This is a genomic window from Micromonospora taraxaci, from assembly GCF_007830095.1.
Lineage (GTDB): Bacteria > Actinomycetota > Actinomycetes > Mycobacteriales > Micromonosporaceae > Micromonospora > Micromonospora taraxaci.
In genome coordinates, this window is record NZ_VIWZ01000001.1 from 880,795 (window position 1) to 904,647 (window position 23,853).

17 protein-coding genes are annotated in these 23,853 nt (G+C 71.7%); 9 read left to right on the plus strand and 8 right to left on the minus strand.

Annotation, left to right across the window (positions count from 1 at the left end; genetic code table 11):
• Positions 1-28 precede the first annotated feature (28 nt).
• Positions 29-1,333: a sensor histidine kinase gene (locus tag FHU34_RS04200; RefSeq protein WP_145778786.1), complete on the minus strand. Its 1,305-nt coding sequence runs from the start codon at positions 1,331-1,333 to the stop codon at positions 29-31.
• Between the two features lie 370 nt (positions 1,334-1,703).
• Between FHU34_RS04200 and FHU34_RS04205 the strand changes: the two genes are divergently transcribed.
• The 6 genes from FHU34_RS04205 (at position 1,704) to FHU34_RS04230 (ending at position 8,495) form a co-directional block, all read left to right on the plus strand.
• Positions 1,704-2,474, plus strand: coding sequence for a redox-sensing transcriptional repressor Rex (locus FHU34_RS04205; protein WP_145778787.1), 771 nt, complete (start codon positions 1,704-1,706; stop codon positions 2,472-2,474).
• The gene (locus tag FHU34_RS04210) at positions 2,471-3,868 is read left to right on the plus strand and encodes a glutamyl-tRNA reductase (RefSeq protein WP_145778788.1); all 1,398 of its coding nucleotides are present in this window, start codon (positions 2,471-2,473) and stop codon (positions 3,866-3,868) included. The genes FHU34_RS04205 and FHU34_RS04210 overlap by 4 nt, the downstream gene beginning before the upstream one ends.
• The gene (gene hemC / locus FHU34_RS04215; protein WP_145778789.1) at positions 3,865-4,833 is read left to right on the plus strand and encodes a hydroxymethylbilane synthase; all 969 of its coding nucleotides are present in this window, start codon (positions 3,865-3,867) and stop codon (positions 4,831-4,833) included. Before FHU34_RS04210 ends, hemC begins: the two co-directional genes overlap by 4 nt.
• Positions 4,830-6,410, plus strand: coding sequence for a bifunctional uroporphyrinogen-III C-methyltransferase/uroporphyrinogen-III synthase (locus FHU34_RS04220; protein ID WP_124819086.1), 1,581 nt, complete (start codon positions 4,830-4,832; stop codon positions 6,408-6,410). The genes hemC and FHU34_RS04220 overlap by 4 nt, the downstream gene beginning before the upstream one ends.
• A gap of 20 nt (positions 6,411-6,430) precedes the next feature.
• Complete coding sequence (gene hemB, locus FHU34_RS04225) at positions 6,431-7,414, plus strand: porphobilinogen synthase (RefSeq protein ID WP_145778790.1); 984 nt, start codon at positions 6,431-6,433, stop codon at positions 7,412-7,414.
• 571 nt (positions 7,415-7,985) lie between these two features.
• The gene (locus FHU34_RS04230) at positions 7,986-8,495 is read left to right on the plus strand and encodes a helix-turn-helix transcriptional regulator (protein WP_244311547.1); all 510 of its coding nucleotides are present in this window, start codon (positions 7,986-7,988) and stop codon (positions 8,493-8,495) included.
• A 64-nt stretch (positions 8,496-8,559) separates the two neighbouring features.
• On the opposite strand, the gene FHU34_RS04235 is transcribed toward FHU34_RS04230, so the two are convergent.
• The 3 genes from FHU34_RS04235 to FHU34_RS04245 form a co-directional block, all read right to left on the minus strand.
• Positions 8,560-11,838 carry a lamin tail domain-containing protein gene (locus FHU34_RS04235; protein ID WP_145778792.1) on the minus strand — a complete coding sequence of 1,093 codons (3,279 nt, stop codon included), beginning with the start codon at positions 11,836-11,838 and terminating at the stop codon, positions 8,560-8,562.
• Between the two features lie 93 nt (positions 11,839-11,931).
• A complete protein-coding gene (locus tag FHU34_RS04240; RefSeq protein ID WP_145785432.1) occupies positions 11,932-12,948 on the minus strand; it encodes a GNAT family N-acetyltransferase in 1,017 nt (338 codons plus the stop codon).
• A 75-nt stretch (positions 12,949-13,023) separates the two neighbouring features.
• Positions 13,024-14,469, minus strand: a complete 1,446-nt coding sequence (locus FHU34_RS04245; protein WP_145778793.1) for a lytic transglycosylase domain-containing protein — start codon at positions 14,467-14,469, stop codon at positions 13,024-13,026.
• Between the two features lie 54 nt (positions 14,470-14,523).
• Between FHU34_RS04245 and FHU34_RS04250 the strand changes: the two genes are divergently transcribed.
• Both FHU34_RS04250 and FHU34_RS04255 read left to right on the plus strand, forming a co-directional pair.
• Entirely contained in the window at positions 14,524-14,739 is a 216-nt protein-coding gene (locus FHU34_RS04250; protein WP_145778794.1) for an FmdB family zinc ribbon protein, read from the plus strand.
• A gap of 152 nt (positions 14,740-14,891) precedes the next feature.
• The gene (locus tag FHU34_RS04255; RefSeq protein ID WP_145778795.1) at positions 14,892-17,738 is read left to right on the plus strand and encodes an ATP-binding protein; all 2,847 of its coding nucleotides are present in this window, start codon (positions 14,892-14,894) and stop codon (positions 17,736-17,738) included.
• 117 nt (positions 17,739-17,855) lie between these two features.
• On the opposite strand, the gene FHU34_RS04260 is transcribed toward FHU34_RS04255, so the two are convergent.
• Both FHU34_RS04260 and FHU34_RS04265 read right to left on the minus strand, forming a co-directional pair.
• The gene (locus FHU34_RS04260) at positions 17,856-18,389 is read right to left on the minus strand and encodes a phospholipase (RefSeq protein ID WP_145778796.1); all 534 of its coding nucleotides are present in this window, start codon (positions 18,387-18,389) and stop codon (positions 17,856-17,858) included.
• A gap of 178 nt (positions 18,390-18,567) precedes the next feature.
• Positions 18,568-20,226 carry a glycoside hydrolase family 10-like protein gene (locus tag FHU34_RS04265; RefSeq protein ID WP_145778797.1) on the minus strand — a complete coding sequence of 553 codons (1,659 nt, stop codon included), beginning with the start codon at positions 20,224-20,226 and terminating at the stop codon, positions 18,568-18,570.
• 201 nt (positions 20,227-20,427) lie between these two features.
• Between FHU34_RS04265 and FHU34_RS04270 the strand changes: the two genes are divergently transcribed.
• On the plus strand, positions 20,428-21,924 hold the full coding sequence (locus FHU34_RS04270) for an amino acid permease (protein ID WP_145778798.1): 1,497 nt from the start codon (positions 20,428-20,430) through the stop codon (positions 21,922-21,924).
• Positions 21,925-21,969: 45 nt separating this feature from the next.
• Here the strand turns inward: FHU34_RS04270 and FHU34_RS04275 are convergent, their stop codons facing one another.
• On the minus strand, positions 21,970-22,995 hold the full coding sequence (locus tag FHU34_RS04275; RefSeq protein ID WP_145778799.1) for a glycoside hydrolase family 43 protein: 1,026 nt from the start codon (positions 22,993-22,995) through the stop codon (positions 21,970-21,972).
• Complete coding sequence (locus FHU34_RS04280) at positions 22,992-23,849, minus strand: carbohydrate ABC transporter permease (RefSeq protein ID WP_208744922.1); 858 nt, start codon at positions 23,847-23,849, stop codon at positions 22,992-22,994. Before FHU34_RS04280 ends, FHU34_RS04275 begins: the two co-directional genes overlap by 4 nt.
• Positions 23,850-23,853 lie beyond the last annotated feature (4 nt).

The window sequence follows — 23,853 nt, forward strand, 5'->3', positions numbered from 1 at the left end:
TACCACGTCGGGGCTGCCTTTCGGTGGTTCACAGCGGCAGGTCGGCGCGGACCTCGGTGGGGCCGCCGCTCGGGCTGACCACGGTCAGCTCACCGCCGGCGGCCCGTACCCGGTCGGCGATTCCGGCCAGACCGTGACCCTTGGCGAGGTGTGCGCCGCCCTGTCCGTCGTCACCCACCCGCACCTGGAGGTGGGCGCCGTGCCGGGCGACGGCCACCGTGGCCTCGGTGGCCCGGGCGTGCTTGGCGACGTTGGTCAACGCCTCGGCCACCACGAAGTACGCGGTGTTCTCCACCGCCGGGTCGAGCCGCCCGGCCGGGGTGCCGAGCTGCGGATCCACCTGTAGCTCGATCGGGACCAGCCCGCGGGCGGCAATGGCGGCCAGGGCGCTGGGCAGGCCCCTGTCGACCAGGATCGGTGGGGCGATGCCCCGGGACAGCGCCCGCAACTCGGCCAGCGTGTCCCGGGTCTGGGTGACCGCCTCGTCGATGGTCCGGCCGGCCGCCTCCGGGTCGGAGGCGAGCTGCATCCGGGCACGGCTGAGGTCCATCGCCAGCCGGACCAGCCGCTGCTGGGGGCCGTCGTGGATGTCGCGTTCCAACCGGCGCAGCGCGGACGCCTCGGCGGACACGGCGGCCCGCTTCTGCTCCTCCAGCACCGTGATCCGGTCCCGCATCTCGGCCACCCCGGTGAGCATGGCCTTGGCGAAGCTGGCCTGGAGCAGCGCGCAGCCCCGGACCACGATCGGCAGGGTGATCAGGAAGAACACCCCGAGCGCGGTGTTCAGGCCGATCCGGGCGGTGGTCGAGTCCCCCAGGCCGAGCAGTTGGGCCAGATCCTGGTCGCCCTCCCCGGAGGGGTGGGGCAGGGCCCAGTCGTACGCCCAGTAGAGCGAGCCGGCGATCGCGGCGGCCCACCACGCCACCGTCACCACGAAGGTGCCGACCGCCGCGATCAGCCGCAGGATGCCGTGTGCCAGGTCGAGCCAGGACTGGGCGTCCCGCATCGGCACGAAGATCCGCCGCCAGGCGTTCGCCCCCGCCTCGGGGAGTCGGTAGTGCGGGCGGATCCGCGGCTGACGGAGCACCGAGGGCAGCCGCAGCCGCTCGACGTCGGCCAGCGCGCGGGCCGCGTACAGGGTGCCGCTGAGGATCGGCAGGCCGATCACGGTGACCACCAGGCCGACGCCGACCGAGAGGCCGACGATCAGGACGATGAAGCTGGCCAGCGCCAGGGGCAGGCCGAGCAGCACGTACCCGGAGTCGAGGAAGAGTTGGCGGGGGATGCTCGGCGCCAGAGTCGGTGGCTCGCTGGTGGCGGCAACGGCGGTCATGCCAAAAGGCTAGGCATCCGGACCTCCCGCCCCCATCCCGAAGCCCCGCCTCTCCTCCGTAGTGCTGCCCCTACCACCTGCGGGACGACCTCCGGAAGGCTCGGCGCGGGATTGGTCAGAGAAGTCGGGATTGAGCAATAATCGCCCGGGCGGCGCGCGGGCAGACCCGCCGGATCGATCTTGCGGAATGGAGGTGCTGGTGAGGTTGCGTGACGCAGCGGCAAGATCGCGATTTGTGCACGTCTTCACAAGCGCCTACGCTGTGACTCCGACGCGCCCTGCTAGCACAGCCGGCAACCTCGGTCGCCAGCGGGAGTCCATAAGCGGCCGACCAGCGGAGTTGGCCGAGGATCGCACCGCACGGAGTCTCATGAGTCAGCACCGTCACCCAGGCGCGCCCGGCCGCGCCGGTGCCGTACCAGCGCTCCCGGACCTGCCCGAGGCGACCGTCGCTCGGCTCCCGGAATACCTGCGCGCGCTGCACAACCTCGCCGACAGCGGGCACGAGACGGTCTCCAGCGAGGGCCTCTCCGCCGCTGCCGGAGTCAACTCCGCGAAGCTCCGCAAGGACCTCTCACACCTTGGCTCGTACGGCACCAGGGGAGTCGGCTACGACGTCGCGCTCCTGATCGAGCAGATCGAGTATGTGCTCGGGCTCACCCAACGACGGGCTGTCGCCCTGGTCGGCGTGGGTAATCTCGGTCACGCCCTGGCCGGCTACGACGGCTTCGCCAGCCGAGGCTTCCGGATCGCCGCACTGCTCGACGCCGATCCCTCCCGCGTCGGCGAGGTGATCAACGGCCTGGTCGTCCGGCATGTCGACGACCTACCCACAGTCGCCGCCGAGGAATCCCTCGCGATCGGCGTGATCGCCACCCCGGCCGCCGCCGCCCAGCAGGTCGCCGACCAACTGGTCGCCGTCGGCGTGACGAGCATCCTCAACTTCGCGCCGTGCGTACTCTCGGTTCCGGAGGGGGTCGACGTGCGCAAGGTCGACCTCGCCATCGAGCTGCAGATTCTGTCCTTCCACGAGCACCGCAAGGCATCGCTGACCGCGCTGCCCGCCACCGGCGGGTCCGCTCTCACCGCCCTGCCCGGCGGGTTCGCGGCCACCGACACCCAGGAGGCGATCGGCACGTGAAACTGCTCGTCGTCGGCGCGTCCTACCGGACCGCCCCGGTCGCCACGCTGGAGCAGCTGGCCGTGCCCCCCGCCGACCTGACCCGAACCCTGGACCGCCTGATCGCCCAGCCGTACGTCTCCGAGGCGGTGATCGTCTCCACCTGCAACCGGGTGGAGGTGTACGCCGCCGTGTCCGGTTTCCACGGCGGGCTCGGCGACGTCTGCGCCGTCCTGGCCGAACAGGCCGGCAGCCCACCCGCGGCGCTCGCCAGCCACCTGTACGTGCACTACGACACCGCCGCCGTGGACCACGTCTTCCGGGTCGCCACCGGCCTGGACTCGATGGTCGTCGGCGAGGCGCAGATCCTCGGGCAGTTGCGTGACGCGTACCACTGGGCCACCGGCGCCGACTCGGCCGGCCGCCTGCTGCACGAGCTGATGCAGCAGGCCCTGCGGGTCGGCAAGCGGGCCCACGCCGAGACCGGCATCGACCGGGCCGGCCAGAGCGTCGTCACCGCCGCGCTGGAGTTGGCCGCCGGGCACCTCGACGGCGACCTGGTGGGCCGCCCGGCCCTGGTGGTCGGCGCCGGCGCGATGGGCTCGCTCGGAGTGGCCACGCTGTCCCGACTGGGAGCCGGCCCGCTCACCGTCAGCAACCGGGGCGCCGACCGGGCCGTCCGGCTCGCCGAGTCGTACGGGGCGAGTGCCGCGCCGATGACCGAGCTGGCCGACACCCTCTCCACAGTGGACATCGTAGTGGCCGCCACCGCGTCCACCGAACCGGTCCTCACCCGTACGTTGGTCAGCGCCGCCCTGGCCGAACGGGACCCGGCCCGAGGTCCGCTCGTCCTGCTTGACCTGGCCGTCCCGCGCGACGTCGAAGAGGGCGTTGCCGAGCTGCCCGGCGTCGAGGTGATCGACATCGACCGGATGGCGGCGCTGCTCGCCGACGGTCCGGCCGCCGCCGACGCCGCAGCCGTCGAACGGATCGTGCTGAGCGAGGTGGAGGGTTTCCTCACCTGGCTGCGCGGAGCCGACGTGGCACCCACAGTGGCCGCGCTGCGCGGTCGCGCCGACGACGTCGTCACCGCCGAGCTGCGCCGGCTCGCCCAGCGCCGCCCCGACCTCGGCGACGACCTGCGAGCCGAGGTGGCCCGCACGGTGCACCGGGTCGTGCAGCGACTGCTGCACCAACCCACCGTCAAGGTCCGGCAGTTGGCCGCCGAGCCCGGCGGCGACCAGTACGCGGCCCTGCTGCGCGAACTGTTCGACCTCGAGGTCCCGCAGACCTCGCCGGTGGACACCGTTCCGGACGTGCTCACGCCCGACCTCGGCCTGCCGTTGCCCGGCACCGACCCGATGCCCCGGGTCGACACCGCCGAGCCGACCCCGCCCACCGGAGGTGCGCGATGACCGCCCCCCTGCGCCTCGGCACCCGGGGCAGCGCCCTGGCGATGGCCCAGTCCGGCCAGATCGCCGAAGCGTTGACCGCCGCCACCGGCCGCCCCGTCGAGCTGGTCGAGGTCGTCACGGCGGGCGACCGCTCCAACGCGCCGGTGCACCGGCTCGGCGTCGGGGTGTTCGTCTCCGCGCTGCGCGACGCCCTGGCCGCCAGGACGATCGACTTCGCCGTGCACTCCTACAAGGATCTGCCCACGGCTGCCGACGGCGGGCTGCACATCGCGGCGGTGCCGGCCCGGCAGGACCCGCGTGACGCGCTGGTCGCCCGCGGCGGTCGGACGCTCGCCGAGTTGCCGCCCGGGGCCACCATCGGCACCGGCGCGCTGCGCCGGATCGCCCAGTTGCACGCCCTCGGCCTGCAACTGGAGGTCACCCCGATCCGCGGCAACGTGGACACCCGTCTGGCGCGGGTGCTCGGCCCCGACGCCGATCTCGACGCTGTCGTGCTGGCCCGAGCCGGGCTGGCCCGACTCGGGCGGCTCGACGTGATCACCGAATCGCTGGACCCGATGCTCATGCTGCCCGCCCCCGCCCAGGGGGCGCTCGCTGTGGAGTGCCGGGCCGACGACCAGGACCTGGTCGAGCTGCTCGCGGTGCTCGACCACGCACCGTCGCGTGCCGCGGTCACCGCGGAACGCGCGTTTCTGGCAACCCTGGAGGCCGGGTGCAGCGCACCCGTCGCCGCCTTTGCCGAACTCGCCGAAGGCGAGACCGGCGATGAGATCTACCTGCGCGGGGCGGTGATCAGCCCGGACGGCACTCGTGACCTCCGGCTGTCCCGCACCGGAACGCCCGCCGACGCGGCGGAGATCGGTAAGGCACTCGCCGCCGAACTCCTCGACCTCGGCGCCGACTCGATCCTCGGCCACGAAGGACACACCGGCCCGGGGACCCAGCAATTTGGGAGCACAGAATGACCCGCACCCGTAAGCCCGTCGGCCGTATCGCGTTCGTCGGGGCTGGCCCCGGTGACCCGGGCCTGCTGACCCGCCGGGCGCACGACGCCCTGGTCGACGCCGACCAGGTGATCTACGACCGGGGTGTCCCGGAGTCGTTGCTCGCCGTCGTACGCGCCGAAGCCAGGGACGACGCCGAGTTCACCCCCGCCGAAGGCGCGCCGGGGGACGTGGCGAAGGTGCTGATCTCCGCGGCCCGTTCCGGGTTGAACGCGGTGCACCTGGTCGCTGGTGACCCGTTCGGCCACGACTCGGTGGTCAAGGAGGTGCAGGCGGTGGCCCGCACCGCCGCCCACTTCGAGGTGGTGCCCGGCGTCGGCCAGGCCGAGGGTGTGGCCACCTACGCCGGTGTTCCGCTGCCGGGTGTGCGTACGGCCGCCGACGTCGAGGACGTCAGCGCACTGGACTTCGAGGCGCTGGCCACTGCCGTCGGCCGGGGTTCCCTCGCGCTCGCCGTGGACGCCGGTGACCTCGCCGCCGTCCGGGACGGGCTGCTCGCCGCCGGGGTCGACGGCACCACCGGCGTCGGCGTGACCGGCGACGGCACCGGCGAGACCCAGTACACGACCACGTCGACAGTGGACAGCTTCGTGGCCGCCGCGCTCGGCTTCACCGGCCGGGTGGTGCTCACCGTCGGTGTCGGGGTGGGCCAGCGCGACAAGCTGAGCTGGTGGGAGAACCGCCCGCTGTACGGCTGGAAGGTGCTCGTACCCCGCACCAAGGAGCAGGCCGGCGCGATGAGCGCCCGACTGCGCGCGTACGGGGCGATCCCGTGCGAGGTGCCGACCATTGCTGTCGAGCCGCCGCGTACTCCGGCGCAGATGGAGCGGGCCGTCAAGGGCCTGGTCGACGGCCGGTACGCCTGGGTGATCTTCACGTCGGTCAACGCGGTCCGCGCGGTCTGGGAGAAGTTCGCCGAGCACGGCCTGGACGCCCGGCACTTCGGCGGCGTCAAGATCGCCTGCATCGGTGAGGCCACGGCGGACGCGGTCCGCGCGTTCGGCATCCAGCCGGAGCTGATCCCCGCCGGGGAGCAGTCCTCCGAAGGGCTGCTGGCCGAGTTCTCCCCGCACGACGAGATCCTCGACCCGGTGGGCCGCGTGCTGCTGCCGCGCGCCGACATCGCCACCGAGACGCTCGCCGCCGGGCTCACCGAGCGCGGCTGGGAGGTCGACGACGTGACCGCGTACCGGACGGTGCGGGCCGCGCCGCCGCCCGCCGAGATCCGCGACGCGATCAAGTCGGGCGGCTTCGACGCGGTGCTCTTCACCTCGTCCTCCACCGTGCGCAACCTGGTCGGCATCGCCGGGAAGCCGCACGCCCGCACCGTTGTTGCCGTCATCGGGCCCAAGACGGCGGAGACCGCGACGGAGTTCGGCCTTCGGGTCGACGTCCAGCCGCCGCACGCCTCGGTGCCCGACCTGGTGGAGGCGCTCGCCGCCTACGCCGTCGAGCTGCGCGAGAAGCTGGCCGCCATGCCGGCCAAGCAGCGCCGCGGCTCGAAGGTGCAGGGCCCGACCGCCCTGCGCTTCCGGTAGTCGTTCGAGGAGGCCCTTCCATGTCGTACCCCGAGATCCGGCCCCGCCGGCTGCGCCGCACCCCGGCGATCCGCCGGTTGGTCTCCGAGACCCGGGTCGACCCGGCCGAGCTGGTCGTGCCGATGTTCGTCAAGGAAGGGCTGAGCGAGCCCCGGGCAATCGGGTCGCTCCCGGGAGTGCTCCAGCACTCCCGGGACTCGCTGCGCAAGGCGGCGGTCGAGGCCGTCCAGGCCGGGGTCGGCGGGATCATGCTCTTCGGCGTGCCGGAGCAGCGGGACCCGACCGGTTCCGGCGGCATCGACCCGAACGGCATCCTCAACGTCGCGATCCGCGATGTGGTGGCCGAGGTGGGTGACGCCACCGTGGTGATGAGCGACCTGTGCCTGGACGAGTTCACCTCCCACGGGCACTGCGGGCTGCTCACCCCCGACGGCGAGGTCGACAACGACGCCACCCTCGCCGCGTACGCCGAGATGGCGGTGGCCCAGGCCGCCGCCGGGGTCGGCATGGTCGGGCCGTCCGGGATGATGGACGGCCAGGTCGGCGTGGTGCGCCGGGCCCTCGACGCCGCCGGGCACCAGGATGTGGCGGTGCTGGCGTACGCCGCCAAGTACGCTTCCGCCTTCTACGGCCCGTTCCGGGAGGCGGTGGAGTCGGCGCTGGAGGGCGACCGACGCACCTACCAGCAGGACCCGGCCAACCTGCGGGAGTCGCTGCGCGAGGTTGCGCTCGACGTGGCCGAGGGTGCCGACCTGGTGATGGTCAAGCCGGCGCTGCCGTACCTCGACGTGGTGTCGGCGGTACGGGCCGCCGTGGACGTCCCGGTCGCCGCCTACCAGGTCTCCGGTGAGTACGCGATGGTCGAAGCCGCCGCCGCGAACGGCTGGATCGACCGGGAGCGGGTGATGCTGGAAACGCTCACCTCGATCAAGCGGGCCGGTGCGCAGGTCATCCTCACCTACTGGGCCGTCGAAGCCGCCCAGTTGCTGCGCGAGCGCTACTGACCCAAGGCCTGCCTGCCCCCCTGGGCCTGCCTGCCCCTGCTGGTTGCGCCGTCTCGCAACGTGCGGGGCCGCGCCGGCTCGCGCACGTCCTGCCGCGTCCTGACCGCGTCGTCCCTGGGACCGCCGACTCGTAGCCCGATCGGCGGCCAACTGACGACCCACTGGCCACACCGGCTTGCGGAGCGTAGGTCATGCCCACTTGCGCAGCGTAACCATCCGCCCAGCCCCCACCACCCTCCTTTCGCCCTTTGCTTTGCACCCACGACGGCGACGCCTACCCTCGGTCACTGGCGCATATCGAACTGCAGAGCAAAGGGGTCGGCCAGGGTGTCGGGTGCCCGGCCGCCGGGAACGGATTCTCCCTGGTCGAGCGAGGGTCGGGCGCGGTCGGATGCTGCCGACTCGGCCGACCAGCGTGAAATCCTTTACTCAACGTGACGGCGACACATTCCAGCGCTCAAAACACGGACAGTCATCTGCCAGCCGTGGGAGTTATCCACAGGCCAGCTCGTTGTCCACAGCTGAGGCGTTCGGGATTGCGGCCAGCCGCACCAGGCGGGACGGTGACGGCGTGAGTGATTCCTCAGCCGAGCCGGTCCTGATCACCGAACCGTCCGACGCACCCTGGCCGGCCGCCGGCATCGTCCGAGCGGTTCGGCGCCGCGCCGACCTGAGCCAACGCGAGCTGGCCCGGTGGGCCGGTGTGCACCACGCCACCATCGGCAGGATCGAGGCCGGTCGCATGGTGCCGAGCATCGTCCTGCTCCGGCGCATCATCGGAGTGGTGGGCTGCCGGCTGGCCGTGGTGGACGAGTTCGGCCGGGTGCTGAAACCGATGCGTGACTGGCAGGACACTCTCAACGGCGCCGAGCGTCGCTACCCGTCGCACCTGGACACCATCCTCGACCCTGAGCCGGGCGAGTGGTGGGCGGACATCTACGGGCTCGCCCGTCCGCCGGAGACGTTCTACCGCAATCGGGAGGTCCGGGACGCTATGCGTCGGCGCAGCCAGTGGGAGGTGCGTGTGGCCCAGAACCGGCACCTGCCCCGGCCGCCCTGGCCCCCACGTGGGCTGGTGTGAACCAGGCACGAGAGAGGCCCGCCGACCCGGTACGGGTCGACGGGCCTCGCCGGAACGCGCGACGTCAGTCGTCGTTGGTGATCGTGCCGACCGCGAGCGGATCAGCCAGCCGGAGACCGGGTACGCCGGCCACCAGCAACGTCAGCTTCTCGTCCGACTCCCGCTTGCGGTCACCGCGCACTGTCACCGGGAACACCACCGACGTCTGCCCGGCCGCCAACACCTTGCAGCCGGCGTACGCGTCGAAGTCCGAGCCGACCTGCGCGGTGACGCCGACGGTGGCGGCGCAGAGCAGCACCGGCTGGGACAGCGGCCGGGACACCGTGGCGGTGAAGGTGAGCTGCCGGGTGCCCTGGTTGCCCTCGACCACCGCCGTGTCGGCGACGGTCAACGACGCCCGGGAGCGGAACCGGGCCACCTGCGGGTCGTGGTCGCTGGAACCCCGCGACCCGTCGCCGGTGAACTCCGCCGGCCAGTCGGCGTTGACGTGTGCCGCCCGCACCTGCACCAGGTCGTCGTGGAGCGCGTCGTTGACGAACAGGTGGTCGAGCGTCTGCGCCTGCCCCTCGAAGCTGTACGAGTAGGCCGACGACGGCACCTCCGCCACCAGGTTGTCCCACAGGTTGTGCAGGCCGGCCTCGTAGAGCGGGGCAAGCTGGTCCGACGGGGTGGGCTGGTCGCCGGTGGCGATGGGATCGTCCGGTCGGGGGAAGACGTTGAGGTCCCCGCCGTACACCACGCGGGCCGTCTGGTCGGCCGCCTCGATCGCGGTGACGATCGCCGCCCCGTAGCGAGCCTGCTCCCGCCGCTGCCCGACCCGACTGTCCGGGCCGGAGGAGTAGTGGTTGCTGAGCGCGTACAGGGTGAACCGCTCCGACGAGCCGGGCGCGGCGGCCACCGTGAACTTGCCCAACTGGGGAGCACGGGTGAAGACGTTGTTCCCGTCCTTGCCGGTCGAGGTGTCCACGTCCGACGGCAGCACCGCGTTGAGGGCCTTCGGGTTCTGCACGTCGGCGTTGGTCGGCAACCCCGCCGAGCGGTACTGCACGGTTGGTGTCGAGCCCAGCAGCGGGTCGTTCGCCGTCGCAGCGGCCAGCGACAACCGGTCCGTGCGGTAGAGGAAGGCGGCGGTGATGCCGCGGGCGTCCGCGCCGGTCCGGTCATAGGCGGCGGCGTACGCCGGCCCGCCAGCGGCCGCGACGGTGAGCGCCAGCTCCTGGATGCTGTCCGGCGCACCGTCCGCGTCGTTGGTGTCGCCGCAGCTCAGCGCAGTGCCGGAGACCGTGCAGATGTCCTGGTCCTCGGCTTCCTGCACCAGGATCAGGTCCGGGGCGTGCAGGTCCTTGACGATCTGATCGGCGAGCGCGGCCAACTGCTGCCGGTAGTCCGCCTCGCTGCTTGGCACGTAGTCGAACGGTGGGCTGACCCCGGTGCAGCCGGCGTTGCCCGCGAAGTCACAGCCGTCGAACGGGTCGTCGCGGTAGTCGTACAGGTTCTCCACGTTGTAGGTGGCGACCGCCACCTCCTGCGACCGGTCAGCAGGCTTCGGCGGGTTGTTCCTGGACGGGTCGGCACCGGCGTCGAACTCGGCACTCTCGACCTGGACGCCGTACTTCTCGAACGAGTAGTAGACGCCGCCCACCGCGTCCGCCCGCAGCGTGTCGAAGGTGTGCGCCGGCGGGAGCAGCGCGGTGCTGTCCCGGGCGGTGGCCTTCACACCCATGCTGCCGAGCAACGTCCGCTGGCCGTTGCCGTCGTCGAAGCGGCGGGTCGGGTCGTTGTCCAGCGGGTGCGAATCACGGAAGACCCGCCTGGTGTACGGGCCGGCGCGGTCCAGCAGCGGGTCGTCCCGGTCGACCACCCACAGCTCGGCGTCGGCAGTGGACGAGAACACGTCCCGTCCGCTGACCGCGCCACTGCCCGCCCGTACCCGCATCCGGGCGCCCTCGTGCCGCTCCCAGAAACGCTGCGCGTCGGTCAGCTCGACCGGTGGCACCGCGTCGGTGACCGCGACCGAGGTGTCCACGGCCAGGCCACCGGCGATCCGGCGGACCAGGGAGGCACCGGAGAGCTGGGTGAAGTTGTAGTACTCCGACACCCGGGCCCGCAGCACGACCTCGTCCCCGACGGTCGGCACGTAGCCGCCGACCAGCGAGGTGAACGCGCCCATGAACACGAAGATGCCGTCGGAACTGGTCGGGTCGCCGTCGGTGTCGCCGGTACGGCTCTGCAGGAAGAAGCCGTGCTGTTCCGCCCCGGCCGAGGTGCGCGCCAGGGTCAACTGGGTGATCACACCGCGTACGTCGTACAGCGTGCTGCTCGTGCCGTTGCCGCTCGCCGGCGCGAGCGGCGACCTGTCGGTCGGACCCGCCTCGGCGTCGGTCGTCGGACCCTGCACCTCGCCGACGGTCAGCTCCCGGGTCACCTGCACAGCCAGCGCGCAGGTCGCGGTGCCACCGCCCGCGTCGGTAGCGGTCAGGGTCACGGTGTACGCCCCGGCGGCGAGGTCGGCGCTCGCGCTGACGGTGGCGCGGGCGGTGCCGCCCACACCCTCTGCGGGGGTGAACGCGGTACGGGTGATCGAACCGCTGGACGGGGTCGGGCTGACCGTGGTCACCGCCAGCTCGACGATCGTGTCGTCGGGGTCGGTGGCGGTGACCTCGCGGGTCGCGGCCGTGCCGGCCGCGGTGACCAGTGCGCTGCCGCAGGTCAGCGTGGCCGGCGCGTCGACCGGGCCCCCGCCGTCGACCGTGTGCGTGCCGAGGCCGTCGAAGGTGTCGACCGGGAAGCCGGCCCACTGCGTGGCCGGGTCGAACGCGTCCGACGGGTCCGTGTCACCGGCGGCTACGGTCGGCAGCCGACGCAGGGTGTTGTCCGCGGTGCTGGTCGTGCCGGCGCCCCACTCGGTGCCCGGGTCGACGCCCACCTGCCCGATCGAGTCGAGCACAGTGGTCCCCCGGCGCAGCACGATCGCGTCGTCACCGTTGAACAGGCTCGCCCCGGTGGTCTGGTCGGCCTGGGCGAGGATGGCGGCCCCGGCCGAGGCGCTGGCGAACACGAACGCGTCGCCGGCTGCCACGGTGCCGGTCAACGCGACAGTGGTGGCCGTGGTGGAGCCGTTGAAGTAGAGCTGCAACTGGTAGCCGCCGGCCGTCAGGTCGACGGCGGCACCCGTGCCGTTGAACAGCTCGATCGCCTTGTTGTTCGACGAACCCTCGACGTACTCCGAGATGAACAGGTCGGTGGGCGCGGCGCTGGCCGCGGTGGGTGCGACGCCGAGCGCCGTGACTGTCACGGCGGCGGTGGCGGTCGCGAGCGCGGCGAGTGAGCGGCGCGGGCGCATAGGGCCTCCACGATGGGTGGATGGGGGTCAACGCACGTTAAGGTGCGCGACTGTCCACCGTCCATCCCCTAATGGACAGTTTCGTGAATTCCCTCAGTGCGGCGGGTCGAGGCGGTGCACCAGCTCAGCGACGTCGACGCTGTATTCGCACCAGTCCCGGTCGGACCGGTAACCCAACTCGGCGTTGACCTTCAGCATCGCCTCGTTGGCCTGTGCGTTCCACGTCTGCACCTCGATCAGCTCCGGCTCGGCGGAGCGCAACTCCAACAGCATCCGAGCCTTGATCGCCCGGTCGATGCCGTAACCCCGGTGGTCCTGCGCGACGATCGTGTCGTACTGGTCGGCGCGGGTCGGGTGCTGCGCCGGGACGACCACCTCGGTCAGGCCGGCCACCTCGCCGCTCTGCTCGTGCCGGGCGAGCACGATGTACGGCTTCATGCCCCGCCGGTGCAGGGTGTCGAGGCTGTCGCGCAGCCGCTCCGGGTCGTAGGAGCTGGGGCGCAGCTCAACCTCGTCGACGTCGCGCACCTCGGCCTTCGCCCGCGCGTACGCCTCAAGCAGGTCGTCCGGCGGCCCGCCCGGGAAGAACTCCAGGTGGTAACCCGCGCCGATGCCGGTCGCCATCTCGGCCAGCTCGGCCCAGTCGACAGCTGTCAGGTCGAGCACGCTGCGGGTCTCCACGTACTCCCTGGTGAAGCCGAGCGACTCGTAGAAGGCCACCGCGGGCGTGTCGCCGACGACCTCCACCCCGATCGACTGGAAGCCCTCCTGGTAGACCCGGCGGGCGGCAAGCAACACCAGGTCACGGCCCAGACCGCTGCGCCGCGCGGACGGGTGCACCAGCACCTCGAGCACGCCGATGTCACCGAGGAGCAGCACGTGCACCTGGCCGAGTACCGCGCCCGGGTCGTCCGGGCCGGTCGGCTCAGCCTGGGCGATCCAGGAGATCCGCCGCTCACCCGGCATCACCTCGGTGAGGTATTCCCGCAGCGAGGTCTCCCGCCACGGCGGGTCCTGCGGCAGATCGGCCGCCAGAACCGCGTTCAGCGTGGCCAGCAGCGACGCGATCTCGGCAGACGACGCGGTCCTGGGGTCCCACTCGCGCACCATCACCCGTCTAGCTTGCCGCTAACAGCTGCCCGGGGGAAGTGTCCAGTTCTCCAACGTATCGAGACGATCACTTCATCAGCGACTGGCCCGTCCGTACCGGTTCGCGGTGTCGTAGACGTCCTGGGCGTACCGCTGCACATCGTTGTAGGACAGGATCGCGTTCCACCAGTCGCCGGCGATGCTCAGGTTGCGCCCGCCCTTGCAGAGGTAGTTGCCCGCCGCCAGGGCGGCGTCGTCCAGGTCGTGCGGGTCCTTGATTCCGTCGTTGTCGGCGTCCGCGCCGATCTCTTTCCAGGTGCTCGGGATGAACTGCATCGGCCCGATCGCGCGGTCGAGAACCCGGTCGCCGTCGAGGTCCCCACGGTCGGTGTCGATGATCCGCATCCGGCCACCCTTTCCGTCCAACGGAAGGCCGATGATCTTCGGCAGGGCTTTGCCGTCCTGGCCCAACCGGGCACCGTTCGCCGAGCCGTGCCCCGATTCGACCTGGCCGATCGCGGCCAACGTGGTCCAGCTCAGCGCGCAGCTGCGGTTGGTCTGGGCGAGGACCAGCTCGGCGTAGCCGTACGCCTGCATGGCGACAGCCGGGACGCCCACCTTGGCGCCCACCTGCTGAGCCCAGCCGGCCAGGGCGTCGGACGGTCGGCCTCCGATCACCGGCCCGACGGTCGGCTGCCCGGTCGGCAGTCCGCCGCTGGGTAGCCCGCCGCCGGGGACCGAACCGGTCGGGAACGGGCCGGTCGGGAGTGGGCCGGTGGGAAGCGGTTCGACGGGGAGGCCGGGCGGCACAGCGGGCGGCGCGCCCTGCGTCGCCGTCGCGGTGGCGTCGGCCGCGACCGGGCGGGGTGCGCGAATCGTGGCCGGCACGAGCAGCGCACCCGCCGCGGCGGTAGCGGCCACCAGCGCCAGCAGGAACACACCCGGCAGGGTGAGTCGACCGCTCGGGCGGCGAGCCCAGGCGCGGGTCGCGTAGGCGGCGGTGGTTGCCGCCCGGCGCGGCTCCAGCCGTACCGCGTGCGCGAAGGGCACCCGGCGTCGCCGGGCCGGTCCGGACGCCGGCACCACCGGCAGTTCGTCCACGGTGGTCTTCGCCGGATCCTTGACGACGGCCACCGTCGTGGGTTGCGCGTCGGTGCCCTCTGCCTCTGCGGCCTTGGCCTCTGTGGGCTTGGCCTCCGTGGTCGTCGGACCTGCGGCCTTCGGGTCTTCGATCTTCGGTTCCGCGACCGCTGCGGCCTCGGTCTTCGGGGTGTCGGCCGGCGCGTTCCCGCCGTCGGTGGTCGAGCCGGGCGTGCCCGGGGCCGGCGTGCCGTCCACGTCCGGCTTGGAATCAGCGGCGTCGGTCGGCGTGACCGCTGGTGTGCTCGTCGCACCCCCGGAACGTCCGCTCAGCCAGGGTCGGCGGGGGCGAGGTACCGCAGACACCGGATCAGGCGCCGCCCCCGAACCCTCCAGTGGCCCGTCCAGAGGAGCGGCCGGTCGTAACCGTTGCACACGCGTGTCGTCCTCGCCGTCCACCACACGTCGAGTATCACCCATACCCCGCCGAACGTCAGATCCACGTACCCTGGGTGCATGCCCCGGTACGAGTTCCGCTGCCGCGCCTGCGGCGACACCTTCGAGGTCAACCGTTCGATGGCGGCGGCCGGTGACCCGGCGAACTGCCCGCACGGACACACCGACACGGTCAAGCTGCTGTCCGCGATCGCGGTCACCGGCCGGGGTGGTGCCACCGGTGGTGCCCCGGCACCCACCGGCGGGGGGTGCTGCGGCGGCGCCTGCGGCTGCTGATCGGGCCGATTTTCTGCCGCATGGTGGGCTGGCCTTGCCGGGAGCAGGGCCGAGTGGCACTTTGAGGCGGCACCTGCCCGGCCGTTCTCACGATGTGTGACCGCTCGGACTCAGGCAGCATGAATCCGACGTCACGGGCGGAGGTTCCACGCATGTCGCCACGGATCCAGCTCCCGAGCGGTTGGGTGACCTTCGTGTTCACCGATATCGAGGGCTCGACCCGGTTGGCCCAGCTGCTCGGCCCGGACTACCGTCCGGTGCTCGCCGAGCACCGGCGGCTGCTGCGCCGGACACTGGCCAGCACGGGTGGCGCGGAGCTGCTGACCGAGGGCGACTCGTTCTTCCTGGCCTTCGAGGACGCCGCTGCGGCGCTGACCGCGTGCCTGACCGCCCAGCGGGCGTTGTCCAGCCACGACTGGCCCACCCGGGAAGCGGCCCCACGGGTACGAATGGGCCTGCACACCGGCTACGCCGAGCCGCGCGACGGTGAATACGCCAGCCCCGAGGTGCACCGAGCCGCCCGGGTGGCCGCCGCCGCGCACGGCGGGCAGGTGCTCTGCTCGGCGTCCACGGCACGTCGGGCCGAGCCCTTGCCGCCCGGTGCGACCCTGCTCGACCTGGGCCTGCACCGGTTGCGCGGCTTCGACGATCGGGAACGACTGTTCCAACTGGTCGCGCCGGGTCTGGAACGGCAGTTCCCCCGCCCCCGTACCGCCGACACTGTGGCGCACAACCTGCCGACCCAGGTGACCTCGTTCGTCGGCCGGCAGACCGAGCGCGTCGAGTTGGGCCTGCTGGTGCGGCAACACCGCCTGGTCACGGTGCTGGGCGCGGGCGGCGCGGGCAAGACCCGCCTCGCGGTGGAGCTCGCCAGCGGCGTGGTCGAGTCGTACCCGGACGGGGTCTGGTTCGTCGACATCGCCGCGGTGACCGACCCGGGGCTGGTGGCGTTCGCGATCGCCGCGGTGCTCGGCCTGCGACCCGAGCCGGGTCGTCCGATGCTGGACACCCTGGTCGAGTACGCGGCCAACCGCCGCATGTTGGTCGTGCTGGACACCTGTGACACCCAACCGGCCGCCTGCGCGGAGGTGATTGCGCGGTTGCTGTCCGGCGGGGGCGGCGTGCGGGTGCTGGCCACCAGTCGTGAGTCGTTCAGCCTGCCGGGTGAGGTGGTGTGGCGGATCCCGCCGCTCGCTGTCGACCCGCAGACGGAGGGCGCGGAGAGCGACGCGGTGGCGCTGCTGCTGGACCGGACGGCGGCGGCACGCGGCGGCCGGCAGCCGGACCCGACCGAGTCGGCCGACCTGCGCCGGGTGGTGCAGCGGCTGGACGGGTTGCCGCTCGCCATCGAGTTGGCGGCCGCCCGGCTGCGGGTGCTCTCCGTCGGTCAGCTCGCCGAGCGGCTCGACGATGTGCTCGGCACATTGGACGCCGGGCGGGACGATCCGGAGCCGCCGCCGGTCGAGCGGGGTTGGTCCGGCAACCAGCAGGACACGGTGGACCTGGTCGCCGCTGCGGCCGGGGCGTCACCGCCCACTCCGGCGAGCAGAGCCGTGCAGCGTTCCGCCACCGAGCGGCACCTGACCATGCAGGCCACCGTCACCTGGTCGTACCGGACGCTGGGGCCCCGGGCCGCCCGTCTGCTGCGGTGGCTGGCGGTTTTCGCCGGGCCGGTGGACCTGGCGACTGTGGAGTGGTTGCTCGGTGACGACCCGCTGGACCCGCTCTCGGTGCTGGTGGACAAGTCGATGGTCCTGGCCGAGCCGCGTGCGTCCGGGAGCACCTACCGCATGCTCGACCCCATCCGGGCGTACGCGGCGCGACGGTTGGTCGAGGCGGGCGAGGAGCAGGCCGCCCGGAACCGGCACGTGGCGTGGTCGGCGCATGCGTTGGACCGGGCACACCTGGGCCAGGACGGCCGACCGGTCACGCTGTCGTTGTACGCACTGGACCCGCTGGCCGGGGAGCTGCGTGCCGCGCTGCGGTGGTGCGCCACCGGTGGCAGCGCACGCGCCGGTCTCGGGCTGGCCGGTGGCCTGGACCAGTGGTGGCTTGAGCGGGGCCTGGCCCGGGAGGGGCGGCTGTGGCTGTTCCGGTTGTACGGGCGGATCGCCGAGACGGGGGAGCGGATCCCGGAGTCGGAGCTGGCAGCGGCCTACCACATGCACTCGTTGCACGCCGGCGCCGACGGCGAGTTCGCTGAGGAGCTGCGCTACTCGCAGCGGGCCGAGGCGGCCGCCCGGCAGGCCGGTGACGCGGGGTTGCTGGCGCGGGTGCTCGCCGGTAGGGCCGCGCCGCTGGTGGACATGGGGCAGTTCGTCGAGGCCGAGCGGGTGTGCCGGGAGGTCATCGACTGGGCGCACGGGCAGGACGTGGTCGGCGAGGCGTTGTTCGCGGTGTTCAGCCTGGCCGAGCTGCTGTGGCGGCGGGGCGCGCTGGAGGAGGCGGCGGAGCTGCTGGCCGCGGTCCGCCCGGTGGAGGCCGCCCGGCCGGTGGAGCGGGGACGGCGATCGGTGGACATGCTGCTCGGGATGGTCGCCCTGGCCCGCGGCGATGTCGTCGCCGCACATGAGCATCTGCTGGTGGCGTTGCGTTCCCGGATGGGCCACGGCTACCACGGCCGCGCGTGCGACACGTTGAACGCGATCGCGGTGCGCTGTGCGATCGGCGGGGAGCGGGTGACCGCTGCCCGTCTCTTCGGGGCGGCGCAGGCCACCCGGGCGAGTATGCGGGCGACCCCGGGCATCTACGGCGGCTACTGGGCGGACCAGCAGGCGGAGCTGCGTACGGTGCTGGGCGATACGGCCTTCGACGACGCGTACGGCGAGGGTGCCGAGTTGGGGCTGGACGAGGCGGCAGCGCTGGCACTCGACGTGGAACACCCGGACCTGGCCGCGGATTCGACCCGCTTCAGCACGAGCCTGTCCCAGCCGACCCCTCGCCTCCCCGCCGACCCCGACCCCGACCGCCACCCCGCATCCCGAACCGAACGCGCCTGACCCCACCAGTTCCTGGTGATCAAGAGGTTTGCGTCATCGGGAGCCCGAATTCTGACGCAAACCTCTTGATCACCGCGGGAGGGCGGGGTGGGGTTGGGGTGGGAGGGGGCAGTGGGGTTAGGCGCGGGCGGCGGCTTCGGCTTGGGCCTTCATGCGGGCGGCGCGGTCGATGTCGGCCTGCTGGACGGCCGCTACCGAGCCGAAGATGCTGACCGCCTGGTAGTAGGTCCAGGCCAGGCTGTAGCAGGCCGGACGGACGACAGTGTTGTACGTGGTGCAGACGCGCTTGAGGTCCTCGTAGAAGGCGCTGTCCAGGCGGGACTTGTTGGCCGGGAACTGGCCGACCGCCTTGTAGTTGCGGTAGCCGAAGTCGTGCCGGTAGCAGCCCAGGTTGAAGGTGAACCCGAGCGGGTTGTCCGGGCTGGACGAGCAGTAGTCGGTGGACCAGTTGAAGTCGTACTCGGCCCAGGGGGCCCGGTTGACCCGGGCGCTGTTCCAGGAGTTGTAGCTGGACGCGCTGGTCTGCGTCCAGCTGGACAGCACCGACAGCTTCTGGGCGGGGGTGACGGCGGCGGCGGGGGAGGCGGCGACGAGGGTGGCGAGCAGCGCGAGAGCGCCCGAGGCGAACAGGGTGGCGAGACGTCGGGGCACGGGTTACCTCCGCGGGGTGGGCGGGTGGGACGGAAGTTACCGGCGGGTCACCGGATGTCGATCAGTGTCGATCAACTGATCAACTAGGCGGTATGCGTGTCGCCAACTATTGGTGACATGCGTTGAAACAGACGAATGCCCCGGACGTTTGGGCGTCCGGGGCATTCGGAGAGGCGCGTCAGCGCAGGCTGAACGCCGGCGGGCTGGCAGGGCTCTCGTTGGCCGACCGGTCCAGCGCGGTCACCTGGTAGGTGTAGCGCTGGCCGGGCGCGGCGGTGGTGTCCACCCAGGACTGGGTGCCACCCGGCGTGGCTCGCACGGTGTCGACCAGGTGTGCGGCGTCCGCCGTGTCGCACCGACCGGGCAGTGTGGTGCCGTCGAACCGGTAGATCGCGTACGAGGTGGCGGTGCCGAGGGGCCCGGCCCCGTCAGCCGGTTGACGCCAGGTCAGCCGGACTCCGTCGGCCTGCCGTGCGGCCTTGGTGACCACCGGGAAGAGCAACGGCTTGGCCGGCAGGTGTGGCATCGCCGGTACGAGCGCCGGGCGGGAGTAGTGCTCGGCGGCGTAGATGTCGGTCGCGCCGAGCCGGTTGGCCCGCACCTGGACGGCCGAGAAGTGCACGTTGCCCTGCACCTCCGGGTACGACCTGTTGAGCGTCAGATGGTCGGACAGCTCACGCGGGTTCTGCCAGTACGGCCCGTACGCCGGATCGCCGCTCTTGTAGTCGGCCTGGCCGATGTAGAGCTGCACTCGAGTGCCGCGCACCGTCTCGGCCCACCACGGCACCAGCCGGGCGTAGTCGGCGGCCGGGTACTGACCGATGTACCAGTAGAGCTGCGGCACCACGTAGTCGATCCACTCCTGCTTGATCCACTTTCGGGTGTCGGCGGAGATGATGTCGTACGACTGGCTGCCGGTGGTGTCCGAGCCGAGCGGGTCGGCGGTCTTGTTGCGCCAGATGCCGAACGGGCTGACCCCGAACTTCACCCACGGCTTCGCCGCCTTGATCTTGCCGTTCATCTCCTGGATCAGCAGGTTGATGTTGTCCCGTCGCCAGTCCGCCCGGTCGGTGAAGCCCCGGTTGTGTGCGGCGAAGGTGGCGTCGTCGGGCACCTGGTGGGTGCCGCTGGGGTACGGGTAGAAGTAGTCGTCGAAGTGCACGCCGTCGACGTCGTAGCGGCGGACCGCGTCCATCATCGCGGTCTGCACGAACTCGCGTACCTCGGGAATTCCGGGGTTGTAGTAGAGCCGGCTGCCGGCGACGCCGGCCGGCGGGTAGGCGAAGGTCCAGTCCGGGTGCTGCCGGGCCGGGTGTCCGGGGGCGAGCAGGTTGAGGTCCGCGCCGGCGCCGCCGGGGGCCGGCATGGAGACGCGGTACGGGTTGAACCAGGCGTGGAATTCCAGGTTGCGCTTGTGCGACTCGTCGACCAGGAAGGCCAGCGGGTCCCAGCCCGGGTCCTGCCCACGGGTGCCGGTCAGGTACTCCGACCAGGGCTCGTACGGAGAGGGCCAGAGGGCGTCGGCGGTGGGCCGGACCTGCACCACGACGGCGTTGTGGTGCAGTCGCTCGGCGAGGTCGAGCAGTCCGCGATATTCGGCCTGCTGGGCGGCGACCCGGTCGGGGCTGGTCTGGGACGCCTTGCTGGGCCAGTCGATGTTGACCACCGACGAGATCCACATGGCGCGGAACTGCCGCTTCGGCGTGGCCGCGTCGGTGGTGCAGGTGGTGGTGTCGGTGCTGGTGGTGCGGGGTGTCGCGTTCGCGGGGGTGGCGGCGACGAGGGTGCCGAGCAGGGCGGTGACGAGCCCGGCGGCTCCGAGTCGAGTTGCCTTCATGCGGTGTGTCCCTTCGTTGGGGCTCCCGTGTGATCAACGCGGCGGTTCGGCAAGATTCGCCGATGGCTATCTACCGCTGGTAGGAAATTTTCACAATCGGATGAGAACCGCAAGGGTTCGTGGTTGACCATTCCCGCCGCTGGGTAGCAACGCCGGTCACCGGCCGCCACCAGGTGGTCGCACGGTGGGAGGGGTGACCGCGTGTCCGTGCTACGAACAAAACCGATCAAGGACGTGATAGCCCAGAGTGAGGCGGACGGCTCCGAAGGTGGGCTCGGGCTGAAGAGGCGGCTCGGGGCGGTCGACCTCACCGGCTTCGGCATCGGCATCGTGATCGGCACCGGGATCTTCACGCTCACCGGGATCGAGGCCCGGGACAGCGCCGGGCCGGGCGTGGTGATCTCCTTCGCCATCGCCGGCGTGGTGGCCCTGCTCGCCGCGCTCTGCTACGCCGAGCTGGCCTCCAGCGTGCCGACCGCGGGCAGCGCCTACACCTACGCGTACGCCACGATGGGCGAGATCGTCGCCTGGATCATCGGCTGGGACCTGCTGCTGGAGTTCGCGCTCGGTGCCGCGGTGGTCGCCCGAGGCTGGTCCGGCTATCTCGCCGAACTGCTCGACCTGCCGACCCGCTGGTTCGGCGAGGAGGGCAGCACCGTCAACCTCGGCGCCATCGCCATCGTGCTGATCCTCGGCGTCGTCGCGATCGTCGGCATCCGCGAGTCCGCCCGGATCACCAACCTGCTGGTGCTGGTCAAGGTGGCCATCTGCGTCTTCGTGGTGGTGGCCGGCCTGTTCTTCGTCAGGGCCGCCAACCTCACCCCGTTCATTCCGCCGGCCGAGCCTGCGGGCAGCGGCGACGACGGCATCAAGCAGCCGGTCACCCAGGCGCTCTTCGGGCTGGAACCGTCGGTCTTCGGCTTCGTCGGAGTGCTCAGCGCCGCCGCTGTGGTCTTCTTCGCGTACACCGGCTTCGAGGCCGTGGCCAACCTGGGTGAGGAGACGCGCAAGCCCAAGCGGGACCTCACCCTGGGTCTGCTCGGCACGCTGTTGATCTCCACAGTGCTGTACATCGGCGTCTCGCTGGTCGTGGTGGGCATGGTGCCGTACACCGAGATCGACCGTGGTGCCCCGATCGCGTCGGCCTTCGAGTCGGTCGGCGCGGGCTGGGCCGCCGTGCTGGTCTCCATCGCCGCTGTCGCCGGCCTGACCAGCGTCATCCTGGTCGACCTGGTGGCCATGGGCCGGATCGGCTTCGCCATCGCCCGGGACGGCCTGATCCCGCCCTCGATCGCGAAGGTGCACCCGCGCTGGGGCACCCCGTACCGGATCTCGGCGATCATGACGGTGGGGGTCGCGCTGCTGGCCGGGTTCCTGCCGCTGTCCGCCCTGGCCGATCTGGTCAGCATCGGCGCGCTCTGCGCGTTCGTGCTGGTGTCGGTAGCGGTGCCGATCCTGCGCCGCAAGCGCCCTGACCTGGAGCGGCCGTTCCGGGTGCCGTTCTCCCCGGTGCTGCCGATCGTCTCCGCGCTGGCCTGCCTCTACCTGATGCTGAACCTGTCGGTGGAGACCTGGCTGCGGTTCCTCGCCTGGATGCTGCTCGGCGCGCTCATCTACTTCGGCTACGGCTATCGCCGCAACCGGCTGGCCCGCCACGAGCCGGCCGTCGCCCCGTCGCCCCGCGAGCCGACCAACTGACCGACGTGCGGAGGGGCCGAGCGCCCCTCCGCACGATCGATCAGCTCAGGGACGGGGCTGCGGCGTGCCGGTCGGACCCTTGACGACCGGCTTGCCGTCGACCCAGGTCACCTCGTCCAGCCAGACCTGCCGACCCGGATCGGTGCTGCCCTCCTGACCGGGAGGCCAGGCGTGGTACAGCAGCCAGGTCCGGCCGTCCTTGACCACCATCGACGCGTGGCCGGGGCCGGAGGCGACGTCGGTGCTCTTCAGGATCGGGTTCTCGGTGGCCTTCACACACGGGCCGGTCGGGCTCTCGCAGACCGCGTACCCCTCGGCGTACTCCGCCCGGTCGTACGCGTTCGCCGCGAAGAAAAGCAGCAGCCGACCGTCCTGGCGGTGGAAGAACGGCCCCTCGATCAGGGTGCCCTCCCACGGCTCGGTCTGCTTGAGCAACTTCGTCGGCTCGCCGACGAGCGTCAGGCCGTCGTCGGCGAGGCGCTGCGACCAGAGCCAGGTGTCCACCCCGATCGCGTTGCCGTCGTTCTTCCACAGCAGCCACAGGCTGCCGTCGGCGTCCCGGTACGGGCTGGCGTCGATCGCCCCGCCCAACTCGGCCTGGCAGATCAGCGGGCCGGTCGCGTCGTCGGAGTACGGCCCCTGCGGCGCGCTGGCCACCGCCCGCCCGACACACTGCCGACCGGACTCCCGCCCCGCGACCGTGTAGTAGAGCAGGAACCGGTCCGGGGCCAGCTCGATCGCCTCCGGCGCCCAGGTCTTTCCGGGGTCCGCCCAGTCCGGCAGCGTCGGCAGGGCGTCCTCCGCCTCGGTCCAGTCGACCAGGTCCGACGAGGTGCGCACCGGGACGTTGTGGCCCTGCGAGTTGGTGTGGAACAGGTACCAGGTGTCGCCCACCTGGATCGCCTGCGGGTCCGGGGCGTCGGTGCTGACGACCGGGTTGGTGAACATCCTCGGGCCACTCCCGTTGCTCGTGTAGGTGGTCTCGTCGCCGTCGGAACAGCCCGTGACGAGCAGCGCGGCGGCGAGGGTGATCGCCGCCGCGCCGCGTCGCCGGGCGGTCGAGCGCGTCATCCCTTCAGACCGCTGCGGGAGACGCCCTGGATGATGTGCCGCTGCGCGAGCACGAAGAGGATCAGCACCGGCAGGCTGGCCAACACCGCACCCGCCATGATCACCGGATAGTCGGTGACGTACGAGCCCTGGAGCAGACCCAGGCCCGGAGGCAGGGTGAGCTTCTCCGGGCTGAACAACACGAAGATCGGCCACAGGAAGTCGTTCCAGTTGGTGAGGAACGACAGCACCGCCAGGGTGGCCAACGCCGGCCTGGACAGCGGCAGCACCACCTTGACGAAGATCTGCCACTGGTTCGCCCCGTCGAGCGTGGCAGCCTCCTCCAGCTCGTTCGGCAGGGAGAGGAAGAACTGCCGCAGGAAGAACACCCCGAACGCGCTGGCCGCGCCGGGCACCACCACCACGGCCAGGGTGTCGATCCAGTTGAGCTGGTCCACGATCAGGAAGTTCGGGATGATCAGCGAGGTCGGCGGGATGAACAACGTCCCGACGATCAGCGCGAAACTCACCCCGCGCCCCCGGAACTTCAGCCGGGCCAGGGCGTACGCGGCCATCGAGGCGGTCACCAGCACCAGCAGCGCGTGCAGCGTGGCGGCCACCATGCTGTTGAGGAACCAGCGCAGCACCGGGTTCGCCGAGTTGTTGAGGATCTGCTCGTAGCCGTAGCCGGCGAGCGGGTCCGGTAGCCAGCTCGGCGGGATCTGCTGGGCGGCGCTGTAGGTCTTCAGTGAGGTGATGACCATCCACACCAGCGGAACCAGGAAGATCAGGGCCAGCGCGACAAGGGTGGCGTAGAGCCCGACCCGGCGCAGACCCGATGCGGAGCCGCCGGTGGTCGGCGTGGGCGTCGTCATGGCG